Annotated in this window: 22 protein-coding genes; 4 read left to right on the forward strand and 18 right to left on the reverse strand. The window is 59.5% G+C overall.

Annotation, left to right across the window (positions count from 1 at the left end; genetic code table 11):
- Positions 1-9: 9 nt before the first annotated feature.
- The 17 genes from NKI88_RS09090 to NKI88_RS09170 form a co-directional block, all read right to left on the reverse strand.
- A complete protein-coding gene (locus NKI88_RS09090; RefSeq protein ID WP_352654722.1) occupies positions 10-1,623 on the reverse strand; it encodes a terminase large subunit in 1,614 nt (537 codons plus the stop codon).
- On the reverse strand, positions 1,592-1,990 hold the full coding sequence (locus NKI88_RS09095; protein ID WP_352654724.1) for a phage terminase small subunit P27 family: 399 nt from the start codon (positions 1,988-1,990) through the stop codon (positions 1,592-1,594). Before NKI88_RS09095 ends, NKI88_RS09090 begins: the two co-directional genes overlap by 32 nt.
- Positions 1,987-2,304 carry a phage head closure protein gene (locus NKI88_RS09100; protein ID WP_352654726.1) on the reverse strand — a complete coding sequence of 106 codons (318 nt, stop codon included), beginning with the start codon at positions 2,302-2,304 and terminating at the stop codon, positions 1,987-1,989. The genes NKI88_RS09095 and NKI88_RS09100 overlap by 4 nt, the downstream gene beginning before the upstream one ends.
- Positions 2,304-2,723, reverse strand: coding sequence for a DUF3168 domain-containing protein (locus NKI88_RS09105; protein ID WP_352654728.1), 420 nt, complete (start codon positions 2,721-2,723; stop codon positions 2,304-2,306). Before NKI88_RS09105 ends, NKI88_RS09100 begins: the two co-directional genes overlap by 1 nt.
- Positions 2,720-3,094: an HK97-gp10 family putative phage morphogenesis protein gene (locus NKI88_RS09110; protein ID WP_352654730.1), complete on the reverse strand. Its 375-nt coding sequence runs from the start codon at positions 3,092-3,094 to the stop codon at positions 2,720-2,722. The genes NKI88_RS09105 and NKI88_RS09110 overlap by 4 nt, the downstream gene beginning before the upstream one ends.
- A gap of 1 nt (position 3,095) precedes the next feature.
- The gene (locus NKI88_RS09115) at positions 3,096-3,398 is read right to left on the reverse strand and encodes a head-tail connector protein (RefSeq protein ID WP_023834230.1); all 303 of its coding nucleotides are present in this window, start codon (positions 3,396-3,398) and stop codon (positions 3,096-3,098) included.
- Between the two features lie 289 nt (positions 3,399-3,687).
- Positions 3,688-4,032 carry an HNH endonuclease gene (locus NKI88_RS09120; protein WP_352559243.1) on the reverse strand — a complete coding sequence of 115 codons (345 nt, stop codon included), beginning with the start codon at positions 4,030-4,032 and terminating at the stop codon, positions 3,688-3,690.
- Positions 4,033-4,254: 222 nt separating this feature from the next.
- Positions 4,255-4,635, reverse strand: a complete 381-nt coding sequence (locus NKI88_RS09125; RefSeq protein ID WP_352559209.1) for a hypothetical protein — start codon at positions 4,633-4,635, stop codon at positions 4,255-4,257.
- 64 nt (positions 4,636-4,699) lie between these two features.
- Positions 4,700-6,277: a phage major capsid protein gene (locus tag NKI88_RS09130; protein ID WP_352654732.1), complete on the reverse strand. Its 1,578-nt coding sequence runs from the start codon at positions 6,275-6,277 to the stop codon at positions 4,700-4,702.
- Positions 6,277-6,660 (reverse strand): gene transfer agent family protein, encoded by a 384-nt coding sequence (locus NKI88_RS09135; RefSeq protein ID WP_352654734.1) that lies wholly within the window; start codon positions 6,658-6,660, stop codon positions 6,277-6,279. The genes NKI88_RS09130 and NKI88_RS09135 overlap by 1 nt, the downstream gene beginning before the upstream one ends.
- Positions 6,657-7,853 (reverse strand): phage portal protein, encoded by a 1,197-nt coding sequence (locus NKI88_RS09140; RefSeq protein WP_352654736.1) that lies wholly within the window; start codon positions 7,851-7,853, stop codon positions 6,657-6,659. Before NKI88_RS09140 ends, NKI88_RS09135 begins: the two co-directional genes overlap by 4 nt.
- Positions 7,840-8,118, reverse strand: a complete 279-nt coding sequence (locus NKI88_RS09145; RefSeq protein WP_352654738.1) for a hypothetical protein — start codon at positions 8,116-8,118, stop codon at positions 7,840-7,842. The genes NKI88_RS09140 and NKI88_RS09145 overlap by 14 nt, the downstream gene beginning before the upstream one ends.
- Positions 8,119-9,315: 1,197 nt before the next feature.
- Entirely contained in the window at positions 9,316-10,326 is a 1,011-nt protein-coding gene (locus tag NKI88_RS09150) for a hypothetical protein (RefSeq protein ID WP_352654740.1), read from the reverse strand.
- Positions 10,307-10,702: a hypothetical protein gene (locus tag NKI88_RS09155; RefSeq protein WP_352654742.1), complete on the reverse strand. Its 396-nt coding sequence runs from the start codon at positions 10,700-10,702 to the stop codon at positions 10,307-10,309. The genes NKI88_RS09150 and NKI88_RS09155 overlap by 20 nt, the downstream gene beginning before the upstream one ends.
- Before the next feature lie 136 nt (positions 10,703-10,838).
- Positions 10,839-11,036, reverse strand: a complete 198-nt coding sequence (locus tag NKI88_RS09160; RefSeq protein ID WP_352654744.1) for a hypothetical protein — start codon at positions 11,034-11,036, stop codon at positions 10,839-10,841.
- Positions 11,033-11,254, reverse strand: a complete 222-nt coding sequence (locus NKI88_RS09165) for a helix-turn-helix transcriptional regulator (RefSeq protein WP_352654746.1) — start codon at positions 11,252-11,254, stop codon at positions 11,033-11,035. The genes NKI88_RS09160 and NKI88_RS09165 overlap by 4 nt, the downstream gene beginning before the upstream one ends.
- 472 nt (positions 11,255-11,726) lie before the next feature.
- Entirely contained in the window at positions 11,727-11,888 is a 162-nt protein-coding gene (locus tag NKI88_RS09170) for a hypothetical protein (RefSeq protein ID WP_352654748.1), read from the reverse strand.
- A 186-nt stretch (positions 11,889-12,074) separates the two neighbouring features.
- Between NKI88_RS09170 and NKI88_RS09175 the strand changes: the two genes are divergently transcribed.
- The gene (locus NKI88_RS09175) at positions 12,075-12,266 is read left to right on the forward strand and encodes a DUF3606 domain-containing protein (RefSeq protein WP_352654750.1); all 192 of its coding nucleotides are present in this window, start codon (positions 12,075-12,077) and stop codon (positions 12,264-12,266) included.
- Positions 12,267-12,613: 347 nt separating this feature from the next.
- On the opposite strand, the gene NKI88_RS09180 is transcribed toward NKI88_RS09175, so the two are convergent.
- Complete coding sequence (locus NKI88_RS09180) at positions 12,614-13,342, reverse strand: hypothetical protein (RefSeq protein ID WP_023688477.1); 729 nt, start codon at positions 13,340-13,342, stop codon at positions 12,614-12,616.
- A 431-nt stretch (positions 13,343-13,773) separates the two neighbouring features.
- Here NKI88_RS09180 and NKI88_RS09185 point away from each other — a divergent pair, with 431 nt between their 5' ends.
- The 3 genes from NKI88_RS09185 to NKI88_RS09195 are packed head-to-tail and all read left to right on the forward strand — an operon-like array spanning position 13,774 to position 16,354.
- Positions 13,774-14,163 (forward strand): sugar 3,4-ketoisomerase, encoded by a 390-nt coding sequence (locus tag NKI88_RS09185; protein ID WP_023696117.1) that lies wholly within the window; start codon positions 13,774-13,776, stop codon positions 14,161-14,163.
- A 43-nt stretch (positions 14,164-14,206) separates the two neighbouring features.
- Positions 14,207-15,427 (forward strand): FAD-dependent oxidoreductase, encoded by a 1,221-nt coding sequence (locus NKI88_RS09190; RefSeq protein WP_352654752.1) that lies wholly within the window; start codon positions 14,207-14,209, stop codon positions 15,425-15,427.
- Positions 15,428-16,354 carry a glycosyltransferase family 2 protein gene (locus NKI88_RS09195; protein ID WP_352654754.1) on the forward strand — a complete coding sequence of 309 codons (927 nt, stop codon included), beginning with the start codon at positions 15,428-15,430 and terminating at the stop codon, positions 16,352-16,354.
- Positions 16,355-16,376 lie beyond the last annotated feature (22 nt).

The raw sequence follows: 16,376 nt of genomic DNA on the forward strand, positions 1-16,376 counted from the left end.
GGCCTCCTTTTAGAAAAAGAAGGCGTCCTCGGACGCCGTTTCGTACATGCTGAGACTGCTGGCGCCGGCTACGGCACGGCCGATCGCGGTGATTGCCGCTACCGCCGGGTCAATCTTGTCGACCGACTTTTCTTTGAGCGGTCGCCTATTGCCGGAGGCGTCGGTGTACAGGACCACATTCGCCACAGCCCATCGCAGAAGCGGGTTGCCGCCGTGGATAAGCTTGCGCTCGAACATCAGAGTTTCGAAGTCGATTACCGGCTTGGCGAATGTAGCTATGTTTTGCGGGAACTCGGCAACGGGAAGGCCAGCACCCTCTAACGAAGCCATAACGTCCTGCGCATGCCAGCGGTCGAACGCCACTTCCTGAATCTGGAAGCGGCCAGCCAGGTCGAGAATGTATTCCTCAATCTGCTTGATGTTGATCGTGTCGCCTTCGCAGGCGGTCAGATAACCCTGGTCGCGCCATAGCCCGTACGGCGCGCCTGTCTCGTCGGCACGCCGCCTGATGTCTCGTTCAGGCGTGAAGGACTGAACGTGGAGTGCTATGCGGCCATCGTCCAGCGGTATTGCAATCGCGCAGGCGCTCAGATCGATACGCTTGCTGAGATCGACCCCAATCCACGCCTGTCGGCCTTCCAGAGCCGATAGATCAAGCTTTGAACCGTTCTCGTCCCAGATGGCCATATCCCATGCAGGCTCTGCTGCGCCGTCCTGCCAAATGTTGAGGTGCAGTTGCTGGAACATGGCGCGATCGGCTGGCCGGTGTTCGGCTTCCCGCACCATCTGGCGCATGCCGTCGATATCGGGATATGGCGGCACGCATGACAGACCCGGGTTTACCCGGTGCCAGACCGCTTCGTCGCGCCAGTCTTCGTCCTTGTCCGCCTCGAACAGGATCGGCAAAAACGCTTCGTCTACGATCGCGCCAGACGCAACTTGCCGCGCATAGCTGTACATGTCGTAGGCGACATTTTCGCGCCCGATGCCGGCCGTCGTGGTGACCACAAGCAGCGAACCGGGCGTCTTAACCAGGCCGGTCTTGATGGCGTCCCAAAGGTCGCGCTTCTTCCATGCATGGAGCTCATCGACCAGGGCGAACACGGGAGTCCTGCCGTGCGCCGTGGCAGCGTCAGCCGACATAGCTCGATAGAAGGCGCCGCTCTTGCGGTGCGTAATGCGGTTCTTGGTATCCTGAATCTGAAAGGCTTCTTCAATTCGCGGATGCGCCTTGATGATGCCGGTCATCTCCTCTAGCGCGATACGCGCCTGGTCGCGGTCGACAGCCGACGATACGACTTGGCTACGCGGGATTCGCTCCGGCCCGAGGTGCAGCATGCCGAGCGCCGCGCCGAGCGTGGTTTTGCGGTTGCCGCGCGGGATTAGCGCAAAGACTGTTTTGATGCGGCGCGAGCCGTCCGGCTTGGTGTCACCGTAGACGCGTCGAATGATGCGCTCTTGCCAGCGGTCCAACTGGAAAGCATTTTTCGGAAGATTTGACTTGGGGTGTCGGAGCGCTCGGATGAAGCGGACGGCCGCTTCGCCTTTACCGTGCGGATCCGGGATGTCGCTGTCATCAAAAATCCAGTCGTTAGATTGAACTGAGGTCGTCAGTGTCGTCATTGCCGCGGGCGCCTCCCTTATTCTTTGCCCGGGCGGCCGGCGTCAGGCCAAGCGCATCTGCCAAGCGGCGCGCGGATTCCATGGCGTCTTTCAAGATTGTTCCTGCCGGGTGGCGCTTGGGACCGGACTGCGACATGAAGGTCAGGCCCTCACGCTGCACGATCTCCTCGGATTCCCGGATCCTGGCGACGGCAACGCAATAGGCTTCGACCGTCTGCAACTCATGGGCGCCGATCTTTCGGGCTTCCACGAGGACCGGGAGAACGCGCTTCCATTCGGCCTTGCCGTGCTTTGGAAGCCACGGCGGGGGCGAAGGAGTCTTAGACAATGCGCCGTCGAGCGCGGTAACTGTTGCCGTGCGGCTCATGCACCTATCCTCTTGGTCCTGATCTCGAGGCCGCGGCGCCTGCCGATCTCTTTTGTTTCGACAATGTTATGGTGCGCGCCTTCATAGGTGACGCGATCGGCGACGGTCACGCTGTCCAGCCAACGCGTTCTAAAGACGATTGCCGTCTCGCCGCTGGCGCCGTAGGCTCGCTGGAATTCTTCCGTGCTCGCGGTCACAAGCTGTGCGCGCATCGTCGCTCGTGGCATCCACGCATCAACCGTATTGCCGTATTCATCGATCGCGGTTGTCACGCCTTCGATGGTGATTTCCCTATCGAGCTTGCCGGCGCGCATCAGACGACTCCTGCTAATGTGTCTTCGGCCAGCAGCCGAATGGTAACGACGCCATGGCTGTGCACGCCGTCTGGATCACGGAGATAGATCGAATCCTGAAAAGTCGCGGCCAGGGCGAAGCCGTCGACCACATCATCCGCTTCCCGCACCGCTCGGCGGATCTCGCCCACGATGTTTTTGCACGCGGCGAAGCCGTTCTCGGCGGTCCATACATGCAGCGTCGCATAGACGTCGCCAGCTTGGATGCAGCCGGCGTCATCGGCCACGAATTGGCCCTCGCCGAGGCTGATGCATGGAAAGATTTCCGGCCGGCTGTTGCGGTCGAAGATATTATCGGCCGGCACGAGCGCGGTTAGCGCGGCCCTGCCGATGAAAAGTGCGCGCAGAAACTTCTGCGCAGCGAGGCTTGCCTCACTCATTTGAACGCCTCCTTAACGGCCTTGCTAATGGCGCGATCGACGCGGCTGCGGACACGCTTTTTCAGCGTGTTCACGGACGGCCAAAACCATGGCTGACTGTTCGCAGAGCGGTTGGTGTCGCCGTGGTGGATCACGCCGTACTCTTGGTACTGCGCATTGGGATCGTCGCTGCCTACGCGCACCGCCAGTTCGTTGAGCTCGGTCTTTTTGATCGACCGCTTAAGCTCGCCAGTGTCGTCGGGCGCCAGGTATTGCATGCGCGCTAGAAGCTCGTCGGCACCCTTGTTAATGGCTGCAGGAATGGCCTTGCGCGCCTCTCTCGGGATGGCGTCGAACGCCTTTAGCAGGCTCGCCAGGTCATCATTTGCCATCTTAGAAGCTGTAACTCCGGCGTTCTTTGACGATGTCCCACACGCCGAACGGGATTTCTTGAGCCGACACGCCGACCACTGCGGCTTCCCGGTTCTCAAACCAGTGCGCGGCTAGCATCTTCACGGCGCCAACAAGGTCATCTGGAACTACCAGCGGGCTTGCATATTCTTCCGAGATAACAAAGCCTAGCAGTTGCTCTAGATGTGATTGGGCGGCATCAATAAGAGAAGAAATCAGGCCGTCATCACTATCGAGCGTGACGCCAAGAAATTGCTTCTGCTCGTCCAAGGTGACGATGGCCATGGGCTTTTTTTCCTATCTGAAAAACTACGGCTGGTTTATTGCGAGTTTTGGGGCGCGGGTGGTAGGGCAGGAATGGCCCAAAGTCGCCGACCCGGCCCGGGTCAGGTTGGCCGCCACAGCAGCACCAGGTCTCTCGGGTCGAACACCTCAAAGCTTAAGCAACGGAACGTCGAAGCCCATCGAGCCTCAACCTTGCCTTCGTTGTAGTCGCCGGGTTCGTACACGTGCGAGATAGTCATGGCTGGTCCGCCGAGGCGAGGCGCAACCCTGTCGTCCAATTGAAGCTGTGTCATCGACCAAACCCACCTTCACTCTTGATGTTCTTGCGGCTATTGCAGCCACGGTTGTACGGTTGCCAGTTGGTGCGATCCCAGAACAAGGTCATGTCACCCTTCGGCGCCTTGATATGGTCGACCATGTTTGCTGGCCTGCCACATCCACAGGCGCACAGCGGCTCACCAAGGGCCGCTAGGAAGGCTTTGCTTTCGCGCGTCCACTCGGCGGTGTAGCCACGCTCGGAGGCGCTGCCGCGTGCCTTATCGTTGCGCTGTTGGCGAGCCTTGGTGTTACGCACCTGGCAATCGCACTTCGTGCCCTTTGGCACCGAGAAGCCACATGGGCATATGACGTTCATGCGCTCTCCTGAAATGAAAGCAGACGGCAGCGCAAAGCATGCCGTCTGCTAAGACCCTTGACCGCTCGGAGATAAAGGAGGGTGAGCGGCTGGTATCTGGACCTTCACAGATTGTGCGGTTTTTGAACTGTGGCGCGCCGCATCCGTGATATCGTTATTGAGCAGACCCGTAAGCCACGGCTAGCATGGCGGTACCCTCAGAATGCCCCGCGCCGGGATTGGTTAAGCAACCGGACGGCTAGCCGCGCGGCCCTTGAGGACCGTGGCACTAGCAGCGATCGACGTGCCGCTATTGAGCGTGAGCACGGTTCTGACATAGCGACGGTTGCCGATATAACCGACCTTCACAACGCTGGCCGCGACAAGCGCAGCCGGGAAGGCCCCAACCAGGTCGGCGGCTGCAACGTCCGTGAAGTTGGTGCCGTCGTCGGATTCTTGCAGCTTGGGCGTGAAATTGCCGGAGCCGGCGATAGCGCCAGTGTTGATGATGACAGCCGCGCCGTTGAAGCCCAGAAGGTCAATTGCGGCCGAGGTATTCGTTGCGGTAAGAACGGCCGGAGCAACGGCCTGTACCGCGCCGATGCTGTTTGCGAGATCGCGCATTAGTAATTCCTAATTGTGAGAATGGAAGGAGAACGGGCGGCCACTAAGGACCGCCCTGAAATGGTTAGGCCGAGACCTTCAGCTTACGGAAAGCTTCGGCCTGCGTGTTCGCAGCACCAACGCGACGGCGCGCGTGGAAGCGAACCTTGCCGCTCGTTGCCTGGCTGTAAGGATCCCGCAGGATCGACATCGCAACGCGGTCGTAGATGCGGTAGCGCGTGAAGTCGCCAAAGATGATCGGGAAGGTTCCGGCTGCGACGTCAGGCATATCCGGCGCCTCGACCAGCGGTCGGCCCAGCAGCGTCGACGGCTCGCCGGCCTGTACGCCCTGCTGCCAAATATACTGCTTGGTCGTGTCCTTCAGCTTCCGCAGATAGGCGATCGTGGTGCCGTTGGCCATCCACACGCCGTTGGCGCGGTAGGCAGGCTTGAGCGCATACATCAGGTTAATCAGGCCATCCGCCGTGCCGTCAGCGTCTGCGATCGTCGCGGCCGAGCCGGAGACCGTAAACGGAATTCCGGCATCGGTCATGAACCCGGTCGGCTTCTTGAAGCCATCGCCGTTCACAAAGGCTACAGCCTCGAGCCGACCGAACTCCTCGGCCAGATCCATGGCGACCTCCGTTTCGACGTTGACCGCGGCGTCCTCAAGCAACTGCAACGACACGTCGACATAGCATGCCGCTTCATTGACCGGAATTTCGATCTGGCCGTACGCGCTTTCGGTAGACTGGCGAGTTTCAGTCTCACCAACCCAAGAGGCGGTCGGCGTGCCCGTGCGCTTCGGCAGGATCACCGAAGCCGACGCGGTAGCGCCAACGCGAGCCGCCTGGCGAACCGGGCTAAACTGCACGATGTTCTTGATCACTTCGGCCTGAAATTCAGCCGGTGCGAGATAGCCGCCGCGCGTGTCATCCGAGATCACAAGAGACTTCGTTTCCTCACCGGGCATGCGCTCCGGGCCGTACTTCAAGAACGACTTGAACGCCTTGCGCTCGATCGACGGCTCATTGTCGTTGGCGCCCTTGATAATGGCCGGACGGTTGAGCCGGGTTTCCATGCCGTCAAGGCGAGCCTTCAGAGCAGCAACGGCTTCAGCGGCCTTGGTCTCGGCAGCCGTAATCTTGGTCTCAGCCGCGGCCAGTTTGGTCTCGAGCTCGGCGGTCGGATTGGTGTTTTCAGTGGTCAAGGGAAAATCCTTTTGTGAGGTAATGCGGGCGTTCGGATTGGCCGGAACCGCCACAATGCTAATTTCCAGAAGTTCAAGGCTCTGGATGGTTCGGCCACCGCCCCGTCGAGGTGCGGCCTTCCGAGTTAGAAATCCGATGCTCAGACCGCGAACCGCATTCGCCTGGATCATGCTTCGGACTTCACGGGCACGCTCAACGGTATCGATGAGCAGTTTGCCCTTCACATGAAGGCCGTCCGCCTCCACCGTGATGCCGTCAAATACGCCGACCACCTGTGACTGGTCATGCGCGAAGAGAGCGGGAATTGACTTTCCAGTCAGGCCAACGAAGGCCGTTGGTTCGATCATATCGCCGACACGATCAGGACTGGAAAAGTCCCATGCGATGCCCTCGATTGCCCCGGTAGGATCGGCGGTGAATTTCGTCTCTAGGACAAGCTTTTCCATATCCATCAGGCGTCCCCTCCCGTCACCACGACAGCGGCTTCGATGGCGGTAGGCGCTGGATCTTCTTCCGACTTGCGGCCGACGATCGCGGCGGACATGACAGCGAGCGCTAGCGCGGCGTGCTCCCCAAGCGGCGAGCGCTCGAAATACCTGGTCATTAGCTTATGAGCTTCAGCCGGCGTCGTACCGCCACCGATCAAGCCAAGGCGCAACACCTCTCGGATGTCTTGGACGCGCCACTGTCCAGAATAGATCCGTCGGAAGGTGACCAGCGGGCCTTCGCCCAGTTTTTCGTTCAACTCCATCAGTTGATCGAATCCATTCGAGTGGAGGTCGAACCGCTTCACGCCGTCGCCGAAGAATTCATCGATGTGGGTCAGATCGCTCATGCAGCGGCGGCCTTTGCAGGTTTGTTGTCGTTGGCCGGCTTTGCGCCGGTCACGTTGGGATTGGCGAACTCATTGCCTTCCGGATAAGGCGGCATGCCTTCCCAATCTCGAGCTTCGTTCGGATTGATGATGCGGCTGGTGATGAGTGAAGAGTACGCAGTGGCGCGCTCGCCGATGTCAGCGCGGGTCAGATCGTCGCGTTCGAACCAGATGCGGAAAGTGCGGCGATCGCCGGGAGCGATAAGCGCTCTGGTCAAAGCCGCCTCAAGTGAACGCAGCCATGGCTCTAGCGAGAACACCAAGAATTCGCGCGTCGCCTGCGACATGTTTGACCATGTCTGGCGCGACATCTCGTACAGCATTCCGGGCGGCACGCGGAATGCGCGTGCGATCTCTTGAACCTGAAAGGTCCGCAACTCCTGAAACTGGCTGTCGACCGACGAGAAGGTGAGCGGCTTCCACTCGGCGCCGTCCCACGTAATCGCAGTACCGGAGCCGTTTCCGGATCCGCCAAAGGCAGCCTGCCATCCGGCTTTGATTTTGCCGAGGGCGGTATCGCCTAGCTTCACGCCGGCCGGGAACTGCAGAACGCCGGCAGGCCGTGCGCCGTTCGTGAACAGCTTGGCGGCGTGCTGTTCCATCTTGTGGGCAACGCCAATAGCTTCGTTCGCCATATTCAGCGGCGATTTGGCGAACGGGCCAGTCAAGTGGATGATGTCGGCGGCAAGAACTACTTTGCCCGACAGTCGGTAAGTCGGCTCGCCTGTGTCGGCGTATTCGACGGAAATTACATGGTCGCGATAATGGATGATCTCGACGGGCTTACCGTTGACGCGATTGACCCATGCAAGCCCGCCAGCGTCACGAGTGAGCGCTTCAGCCACCAGGTCTCGAATGACTTCAAAGCCGCTTGCCCATGGACACGCGTCGCCGCGCAGAAGCCACCATGCGGGGTGTTCTTCGTCGTCAACCCACGCATCGCCGTCCTTACGCTGGACACGCACGTCAAGCGTGGCTGCGGCCTCAGATAGGACGCGCACCGCAGCGGACACCGCAGGCACGGTCAGCGCCACGCTTGACGAGGCGGCAGCCGTGCCGGTCACTGTGGCGCCAAGGATGGCAAGCAACTCTTCGTCAGGTGCAGCCAGGGACTTGGTTTCGACGGGCGGCTGGCTAGGTTTAAACGGCCACATATTCGGCTTCCTTCAAAATGGTTTCGCAGATCAGGCCGATCGGCACGACGATGATGGATCGATCGAAAGCGCTTGGCGCCACGTAAGTGATGAACGGCAAGCCGCATCCGCGCCGGATGACGGCCGGCGCAATCAACAGTGCGTCAGGGTCTGGCGGGATCTGCAAATTGTCGAAGGCGGCGCCCAGTGCAGTCAGCCAGGTTCGGCCGGCGCGCTCGAGCTCGAAGGCCACCCGCAAGATGCAAATGTCTTGCAGGGAGAACATCCGTCGGCTGCCGCGCTTTTCGCAAAACAGCGCCGACGCCTTCTTTGCGCGGTGGATGAGAAGATCGATTGATTTAACGTTTTGGCCGCATAGCGCTGCGGCCTCGGCGCGCGTAAATGCGCGTAGGCTCCATGCGTCCATAGTTGCACTCGCAAGTTTTTAGGATGGGCAAAAATAAACCGCCCCTGAGGCGGCGCGTGGAGATCACCGAAAGCGGGGTCTCATATTGATAGGGTTGCGAACTGGTCGCTTTCCCTACCTATAAAGGGTTATGAAATCTCGGAAAGGGAACTGACCCCTTCACATATATACGCTAGAGCTAGCCACGAAAGTCAGATGACCCTCTCATATACATACCCTAGAGCTAGTCACGAAATGGACTACGTCCCTCAACTTTTTTCAAAGCTGCGCGTGTCACCCTCTCATATACATACGCTACAACTCGCCACGATCTTACCGTAAGCGGCAATCTTTTTATGGGGAACGCGGGAAGCGGCATAGAGGAATGGTGTGGAGTCGACAAATGACCCCACACCTTTATAGGGTTGCGAGATCTCCCGTATTAAACATCAACCTGAAGAAATTCGCCGAAACTCAATCTTGTCGTTTGGGTGCAATCGATACATGATCCTGGCGCCGATAGCCTCGGTCCCGCCACATGACCGGCTCCGCTGCTGTTGCGGAAAGAGTGCCGGTAGCGCCAACAGGCGTTACCTTTCACCGTACTCTCCACGAAAAGGCAGAAAGCGCAATTTTCACGCTATTTTTTTCAGATTATTTAGCAGATTGTCGTTGGCCTCCATAAGGAGCCTCTTCCCGCGGTACTCAGCGCCGTCTACTCTTCCACTGGCCCAAAAATTCGACATATTGGGCCACGAGGCAGCCGAAAGCCGTCTCGTGGCAGGTATTTTCTTAGTCACGCCGCTTCACCCAAACCCGTGTTCCTATCGCGCCATGCATCGCGCCAAAGGTCAGCATTCGCGTGCGTCGCGCCTGATCCATGCGGCTCGAAGACATCCCCGTCCGGACACTCAATCCCCTGATATGTTGGCTCCGGTGCCTCTACCGCCACGATAGGCATGGCCCCCAATCCATCACCGTCAATCATCCACGCCACTATCGGACGGCGCCGGATTTTATCCCCGGCAAGCCTCAGATCGTAGTAGCCAGCCGCGGCCGGGATAATGTTTGTGCTTGTCATGCTGCTTCCTTCATGTGGTTGCCTGCGAGGCGCTTTAGTTCCGCGACAATCAGATCGCGATCTGGGCCTTTTGGCCGCCAGAACTTCCGATGGCCTTCCAGCCGGTCAAGGGTGTTCGCCAGATCAAAAAGGTTTTGCATCTCCATCGCATTGTCGTTCGCGTGATCCGGCAGAATGCCGCCGGCAGGTGTCATGAGGAATGGAATGCCGTGCATGTCCGCCGTGTCTACAACGTCACCCGCGGTGACGCGGCTGAGTTCGGTTAGCTTTCTCTGACCCTCATCCTGCCGGTCTACGGTGTTGCTCTCCAAAACGATATCGAGCTCACCGTATGGCTCGCCGTCTATGGCGTTGCTGATAGAGAAATGCGCCACCGTCTCGCCATTGGCCGTCTTCTTGACGTCGGACTCGCTCACCATCACCATGCGGCTGCACGTTGCGGCGCCAGGCGCTGGCCGAAAGGCCCAAGCGCCCTGGTCGCAAGCAACCTTTCTTTCCTCTTTAGAGGAAGAAAGGGTTTGGTCCCCCACCCGGGGGACTCTACGGGGCTTAGAGTCCCCCGGGACGTCACCCCCACTAGGTGACATTTTGGGGGACTCTAGAGGTGACGCCTTGGGGGACTCTGATGATAAGTCCCGGCAATCAAAAATCGGTTTGCCGTCGTTTTTCAAACGGACGTAGCCGCTGCCACGGAACCACCAGTTGACAGACCATTTCGTCGACGCGCGGCCAGCGCCTGGCTTGACGATTGAAACTCGCTTGCTCGCGACAATGATGTGCGCGTACCGGGCAACCACCTTCTTCGTGGTGCCCACCGCAGCCGCGAGAAAAGTTAGCGAGCATTCTGACTGGCCGGTTCGGTTGTTGTAGTTCTTCGCGATGGTTCCGATAAGGCCTTTTTGGACACCGGACAGCGTCGGGTCGGCTTCGAGATCTTCTGCGAACGCGAGCTTCTGCCAAGCGAACGGGCCGCCATGCTTCCCGCCCTTACGAGTGCGGGAATTCATTGCGCAAACCCTTCGACCAATCGGCAGCCCAGCCCCGCCAGGCACGATCGTGCGCCTCGCCGCGCTCAAGCGCGGGCTCATAGATGTTGCCGCCGAATGCGCCCTGTTGGATTACGCGAATGAAGCCGGATGCGACCAGCCGCGCAACGCAACGAATTGCATTGCGCTTAGTGCACGCCGCCCGGCGAGCTAGTTCGCTGTACGTGAACTGCGATCTGCCGTTTTTAAGGTGCTCGCTGGCTATAGCGGCGGCAATCGCCATCTGGGCGCTAGATGGTTTCCCGATCAGTGTCGAGGCAAAGAGAAAGTTAAGGTACGGACGGACGCTCTCGGCGTCCGGAACGGCCGAGGCCGTTGCGGATGGCTGCTGGTGCAACTTCATTCCCCTAGGGGTTAGATTGTCGGTAGGGTTGGCGCCCGGTTGGATCCTGGCGTCTTTTATGGTGGGTGAACGCGCCCGCGGCACTGCGGCAATGGGTTACGACCGGACGATGGCCGCGGCGCGGCAAGCGCTAGGCGGGGTAGGCTAGCTCGATGTTAGCTTTGACAAAGTTGCCATCGGCGTCACACTCCCATTCAACGCGCTCCACTAGAAGCGAGCTTGTGCCTCCCCTGAAATGGAAACTGACAAAATCACCCGTACCCGGCACAGACGGCCAGTCGACGCTAAGCCCCGTCGGATGTTCTTCCGAGATGATCGTGAGCTTCATGCTGCGGCTCTCTTCGTAATGGCCGCCGCCTCTCGATCGGCAAGCGTCGCTAGGATTGATGAGCGGCGAGCAGAGACGGTTCCACCTAACTTGAATGTCGGCAAGTCGCCAGCGTAGATCAGTTTGTAAGCCTGGCGGCGGGTGATCCCAAGCGCCGATGCGATTGCGGCCGCCCCCATGAGTAGGTCTCCTGGTTGATTGTCGTTCGAATGGTCCATAGTTTCTCCCTTGCCGAGCGCCAGGAAATGGCGCGAAATGCGCACACAAAAGCGTGCTCCAAAGCGAAATGAAGGTTTGGGCCGCCGTTAGTTTTGGCGGGGTAGTCCCGCTGCAAGCGCGGTTACCCAATAGATAGGCCTAGGCTCGTTTTTTTCCCGGCGTTGCCAAGAATTTTTTCCGTACTAGCGGAGATGGCTTTGGCCTCGGTGGATGAAAAACCCAAGGGACATCATTGGCCGGGTATTTGCCGGGGTGGTTTTTTATTTTTATCCACAAAATAGCACTGCAAATTCAATGCGATAGTTCCGTTAAATCGACGGTCACTCCCTCCGCCAGATATTTGGCTATCGTGCTGAATTGCCTCTGTATTTTCAAAGAGAACCAAATCTTTCCTAATTTCCGAAAACGAAGAAGCCCGCCACCGTGAGGCAGCGGGCCAGCGTGGGCGCAAACGTTGCGTCAGCCTAAGGATCAACGTTCGTCCTGGCTATAGAGCCGTTTGGTCGCGCGGTCGCTTTCCATGCGTTCTGCAGGACCACGGTGGCGTCGGGTCATAAGAACGTATGCAATCAGCAGGGCCAGCAACAGTGGCCCACCAGCAACGACGATCAACCACATGACACTTTCAAACATGAAACATCTCCTTCACGTCACAACCGTCAAGGAGAAGAACCGTTCCGTTCAAAGTTACAGCAACACCAGCACCTCCTGCGACTGAGGGCCGTTTTCCCATGTGACCGTTTCGGAAATCCGGGCTCCGCTGCAACAAAAGGCTGCGGCTGCACGTTGCGGTTGATCATTCAACCAGGAGCAAAGCAAATGGCCGACGACAAAACGAAGACGGACTTCCGCGATCGGGACCGCGTCTCTGCCGATGAGGATTATGAAGTCGAGTATTTCGCCACCAAGGCCGGCATCACCCCGCAGCAGGTCAAGGAATTGCTCGCGAAGCACGGCAACCGACGCGAGACGCTGGAGCGGGAAGCGAAGGCTCTGGGGAGCGGTAGGTAGGCCGGCATGCCAGAGTACCAGGTGGAAGAGTGGCATGGAGAGGAGTGTGTCTCAACTCAGGCCACGAGCGCCGATGATCCGTTATCTGCGGTAGAGAAGGTCACGGGCCAAAGGGTGTCGCCTAGAGCGCTTCAGGAGCATTGGTTTCGTGTGGTCGATGAAGATGCGCGAAGCACGCATGAATTCAGCCTTGAGGACGGCGGCCCGGCTGGAGATTTCGCAAAATAGCCATGACCAGAATCTCGGACCTGCATTGGGACCAACGCTGCAGATAGGCGAGAAAGGTGCAGCCGCCGGGCGGACCCGACGGCTTATCGTCGATTGGATCGCTGCCGCCGCATGGGGCCTTAAGGCGCGGCCGGCGCCAGCTTGGCGGCTACTTGGTCGATCTTGTCGGCAAGTACGCTATTGGCCCAATCTGTCACCTCAGGGTCAACGGGCTTGTTGGCCATTTGGGCAAGGGCTGCATCGATCGATGGGACGTTGGCAGCGGCAGCTGTGGCGGCGGTCTGAGCAGCGGCCGCATCCTGGGTGGCGTCATCGAGCGCTGCCTGTGCTGCATCGAGGTCGGCCTGCGTCGGGACATCTTCGGGCGGGGTATTCGGGTCAGCCGCTTTCGCATTCAGCGCGTCGAGCGCCGCTTTGGCGTCGGCAACCGCCTGATTAGCGGCATCGAGCGCCGATTGAGCGTTCTTGGCTATTGCCGACTGTGTCACAAAAGCCTGCACGCCAGCGAAGTTCTTGCTCTTGGAGTGCATAAAGGCGTTGGCGTTGCGCTGCAGTGAGTTCAATCGGCCCAGCTTGGCATGGATATTCTTTTCCTTGGACACTGAACCGGTAGCGGCCTTGGCGACCTGGCCCTTGGCGGATGCCGACTTGCCGAGCGAACCGCCGCCTCCGCCATTGCCGCCAGCATTACCGTTTCCTCCGCTATTGCCATTGCCATTGCCGTTACCGTTACCGTTACCATTGCCATGGCCGTTACCATGGCCGTTGCCACCAGCAGCAGCCAGGGCCGGCGACACCAGAAGCGAGAACACCGCAAATGCAGCAAAAAGGGTCTTTCGGGATGTCATAACTACCTCCGAGATTGCCACCGCCACTAACCGCTATAGCGGGCAACATGAGGAATCGCTAACGCAAAGGGTAAACTTGGATATAGCTGTGCTTTCATTGCGAGAACGAAGCGGCCGGCCGGCGAAACGCCAACCAGCATAACTCTTTGAAATTGCTGAAGTAGATCACCCTCGTTGGGACCGGCCGGCCTTCCGAACTCAAAGGTCCTAGACCGCTCGGACCAAGGTCTTAAGCCGTGGTTTCGGCCGCGACTCAGAAGTCCTGACGGCGCGGCGACCTTCGGTAGTCGGCACCGTATCGGCCTGAGGCCGAGCTCGACATCGATCCGCTGCTGTGTCCCAAAACACCGCCTAAGTGGTTGTATTCTCTGTCTTTTGATATAAGCGCTAGTCTGAGGTAAATTTCGACCGGCATCTGGCGGGCTTACGTTATGCAGCATCGAACGTTCTTTGGTGGCAAGGTCACCGAGATCCCCACTTCGTTACATTGCGATCCCAGGGGAATGCTGACCGCTATCGAGTTCAGCGGCTACAATTTCCAAGCCGTGCGGGCGTTCGTCGTCACCGCGCCGCGCGGCACGTCGCGGGGCGGACATGCACACGGCTCGGGCCGGCAATTGATGATGCAGCTGTCGGGCGAGATCGGCATCGAATTTCGCTATCAGGAACAGATCGAACGGCTGACGCTCACCGCATCGAACCGCGCGGTGCTGGTCGATGCCCCGGTGTGGGCGCTGCAGACCTATGAAGGCGAGAACCCGTCTTTGCTGGTTTTCTGCGATACCGAATACGACCCTGAAAACTACGTATCGAACCCCTGATGACACTCATCGGGAAAGGAGAGGCCGCGATGCGCGCCAGGACATGACAGCGCCTCGCGGCAGAATGGCTATTCTCGGCGCCGGCATCATGGGCGCCAGCCTCGCTCTCATGATGGCCCGCAGAGGCTACGCGGTGTCCCTCTTCGACAAGGAGAGCGAGCCGATGGCCTGCGCCAGCCGTTGGAACGAGGGCAAGATTCATCTCGGCTATCTCTACGGGAACGATCCCTCGCTGCTGACCGCCCGGCATCTGCTTTCGGGAGGACTGTGTTTCGGCAGGCTTGTCTCCGAGCTGATCGGAAGCAATCTGGAAGCGCACACGACCTTTTCGGAAGACCTTTATCTGGTCCATCGCAACTCGATCGTCGCTGCCGAGGCGCTGGGGGCGATCTTTGAACGTGTGGATGTATTGGTGCGTAGCCACGCTAACGCCACCAGCTACCTTGCCGACGTATCGGCGGCGCGGTCGAAACGGCTTTCCAGAACTGAATTGGCCGACGTCACCAACTCGGACCAGATCGTCGGCGGCTTCCAGGTGCCGGAGCGATCCATCAACACGCGATTGGTTGCCGACCGGCTTTGCGCCGTGCTTCGGGGTGAACCCAATATCAGCTTGCGGATGGCGGCCAAAGTCCTGTCGGCACAGCCGGGGGACGGAATTGACGGGAAATGGCGCGTGGCGGTCGCAGGCGAGAAAAGCGAGGCGTTCGACATCGTCGTCAATTGCCTATGGGAGGGGCGGCTGGCTGTCGACCGCACGGCCGGCATCGAGCCGGTTCCCGGATGGTCGCACCGCTACCGGCTTTGCCTGTTCGGCCGCACCAGCCAGCCTGTCGATGTGCCGTGCGCGGTCGTCGCCCTTGGCCCGTTCGGCGACATAAAAAACTATGACGGGCGCAACTTCTATCTCTCCTGGTACCCGAGCGGGTTGCTTGCGGAGAGTGGCGAATTGTCGATCGAAACGCCGCAAGCGCTCGATGCCGACGCACGACAGCGGTTCATCGGCGACGTTCGCGCCACGCTCGCCCGGTTGGTGCCCAGTGTTTCCAGCATGTTCGACGATGCCGAGGAGCTTGAGGTACGCGGCGGCTTCGTGTTTGCGCAAGGGCGTGGTTCGCTCAGCGACCCGAAAGCCACGATCCATCGCCGCGACCAATTCGGGGTCAACCGCCTGGGCAACTACATCTCGGTCGACACAGGTAAATATTCGACGGCGCCGTGGCTTGCCGACAGGCTGGCGCGGCAAATCTGCGGGATCGAGTGAATGGGTGAGACAGAACAGGGCGGCGCGAAGCAGGTAGCGCGGAAACAAGTCGAGCTTCGATCCGGCTGGCGGCCGAAGGTCACCGCGCTGGTGCCATGCTACAATTCGGCGGCATTCATTTCGCGTACGCTGGACAGCCTCGCCGCGCAGACCTGGGACAATATCGAGATCCTGGTCGGCGAGGACAATTCGACCGACGCGACATTCGAGATCATTTCGGCCTTCGCCGTCGGCCGCGACGATGTCCGTATCCTGCGCCGGGACAAAAACCTGGGATGGCTGAAGAACTCCAACGATCTGATGGCCAATGCCAGCGGCGAATTGATGTTCTTTGCCTTCCATGACGACGTCATCGATCCAACCTATATCGAGGCGCTGGTGCGGGCGCTCGATGCCAATCCCGAGGCGGTACTGTCGTTCAGCGATGTCGAAGTCATCGAAGTCAGCGGCGAAAGTGCTACGTGGAAGTTCGACCTGCTGGAGGGCTTGCAGGACGGTTTTGCGCGTGGCCGGGTGATGGCGCGCAAGCCGCATGGATGGTGGGTTCCCAATCGTGGGATATTCAGGGCCTGGGCGTTCCACCGCAGCGGCGGGATCAAGCCCAACAGCCAAGGCGAATTCAGCGCCGACTGGACCTGGCTTCTGCATCTGTCGCTGCTCGGCGGCTTTGTCCGCGTGCCGCAAGTGCTCTGCCACAAATACTACCGAGCGGGCAGCATCAGCCGGCGCTGGGAACGCAACAGCACCCAACGAAGCGCATTGAGGGCGGCGGGGATAAGGGAGGTCTGGCACAGCGAGGCCGGCCTTGCACAGAGAACCTTCCTCGCTGCCTATATCGCCTTGCGGCCGTGGCGGTGGGTGCCGCGATCGCGAGAAGCGGAAAGACGGCGAAACAGGCTATCGGTGCATGGCAGCCCGGGCAAATAAGAATGGCGCCGGCGACGTGTCA

The sequence above is a fragment of the Mesorhizobium sp. M0317 genome, from assembly GCF_040321555.1.
In the GTDB taxonomy this organism is placed as follows: domain Bacteria; phylum Pseudomonadota; class Alphaproteobacteria; order Rhizobiales; family Rhizobiaceae; genus Mesorhizobium.

Coding starts and splice junctions, on each gene's coding strand:
- NKI88_RS09185 (WP_023696117.1), top strand. CDS start 13,774: ATGCAGCATCGAACGTTCTTTGGTGGCAAGGTCACCGAGATCCCCACT.
- NKI88_RS09135 (WP_352654734.1), bottom strand. CDS start 6,660: ATGAGCGATCTGACCCACATCGATGAATTCTTCGGCGACGGCGTGAAG.
- NKI88_RS09165 (WP_352654746.1), bottom strand. CDS start 11,254: ATGGACCATTCGAACGACAATCAACCAGGAGACCTACTCATGGGGGCG.
- NKI88_RS09110 (WP_352654730.1), bottom strand. CDS start 3,094: ATGGCAAATGATGACCTGGCGAGCCTGCTAAAGGCGTTCGACGCCATC.
- NKI88_RS09195 (WP_352654754.1), top strand. CDS start 15,428: ATGGGTGAGACAGAACAGGGCGGCGCGAAGCAGGTAGCGCGGAAACAA.
- NKI88_RS09150 (WP_352654740.1), bottom strand. CDS start 10,326: ATGAATTCCCGCACTCGTAAGGGCGGGAAGCATGGCGGCCCGTTCGCT.
- NKI88_RS09115 (WP_023834230.1), bottom strand. CDS start 3,398: ATGGCCATCGTCACCTTGGACGAGCAGAAGCAATTTCTTGGCGTCACG.
- NKI88_RS09130 (WP_352654732.1), bottom strand. CDS start 6,277: ATGGATATGGAAAAGCTTGTCCTAGAGACGAAATTCACCGCCGATCCT.
- NKI88_RS09100 (WP_352654726.1), bottom strand. CDS start 2,304: ATGCGCGCCGGCAAGCTCGATAGGGAAATCACCATCGAAGGCGTGACA.
- NKI88_RS09090 (WP_352654722.1), bottom strand. CDS start 1,623: ATGACGACACTGACGACCTCAGTTCAATCTAACGACTGGATTTTTGAT.
- NKI88_RS09125 (WP_352559209.1), bottom strand. CDS start 4,635: ATGCGCGATCTCGCAAACAGCATCGGCGCGGTACAGGCCGTTGCTCCG.
- NKI88_RS09145 (WP_352654738.1), bottom strand. CDS start 8,118: ATGTTCTCCCTGCAAGACATTTGCATCTTGCGGGTGGCCTTCGAGCTC.
- NKI88_RS09140 (WP_352654736.1), bottom strand. CDS start 7,853: ATGTGGCCGTTTAAACCTAGCCAGCCGCCCGTCGAAACCAAGTCCCTG.
- NKI88_RS09120 (WP_352559243.1), bottom strand. CDS start 4,032: ATGAACGTCATATGCCCATGTGGCTTCTCGGTGCCAAAGGGCACGAAG.
- NKI88_RS09180 (WP_023688477.1), bottom strand. CDS start 13,342: ATGACATCCCGAAAGACCCTTTTTGCTGCATTTGCGGTGTTCTCGCTT.
- NKI88_RS09160 (WP_352654744.1), bottom strand. CDS start 11,036: ATGAAGCTCACGATCATCTCGGAAGAACATCCGACGGGGCTTAGCGTC.
- NKI88_RS09175 (WP_352654750.1), top strand. CDS start 12,075: ATGGCCGACGACAAAACGAAGACGGACTTCCGCGATCGGGACCGCGTC.
- NKI88_RS09105 (WP_352654728.1), bottom strand. CDS start 2,723: ATGAGTGAGGCAAGCCTCGCTGCGCAGAAGTTTCTGCGCGCACTTTTC.
- NKI88_RS09190 (WP_352654752.1), top strand. CDS start 14,207: ATGACAGCGCCTCGCGGCAGAATGGCTATTCTCGGCGCCGGCATCATG.
- NKI88_RS09170 (WP_352654748.1), bottom strand. CDS start 11,888: ATGTTTGAAAGTGTCATGTGGTTGATCGTCGTTGCTGGTGGGCCACTG.
- NKI88_RS09095 (WP_352654724.1), bottom strand. CDS start 1,990: ATGAGCCGCACGGCAACAGTTACCGCGCTCGACGGCGCATTGTCTAAG.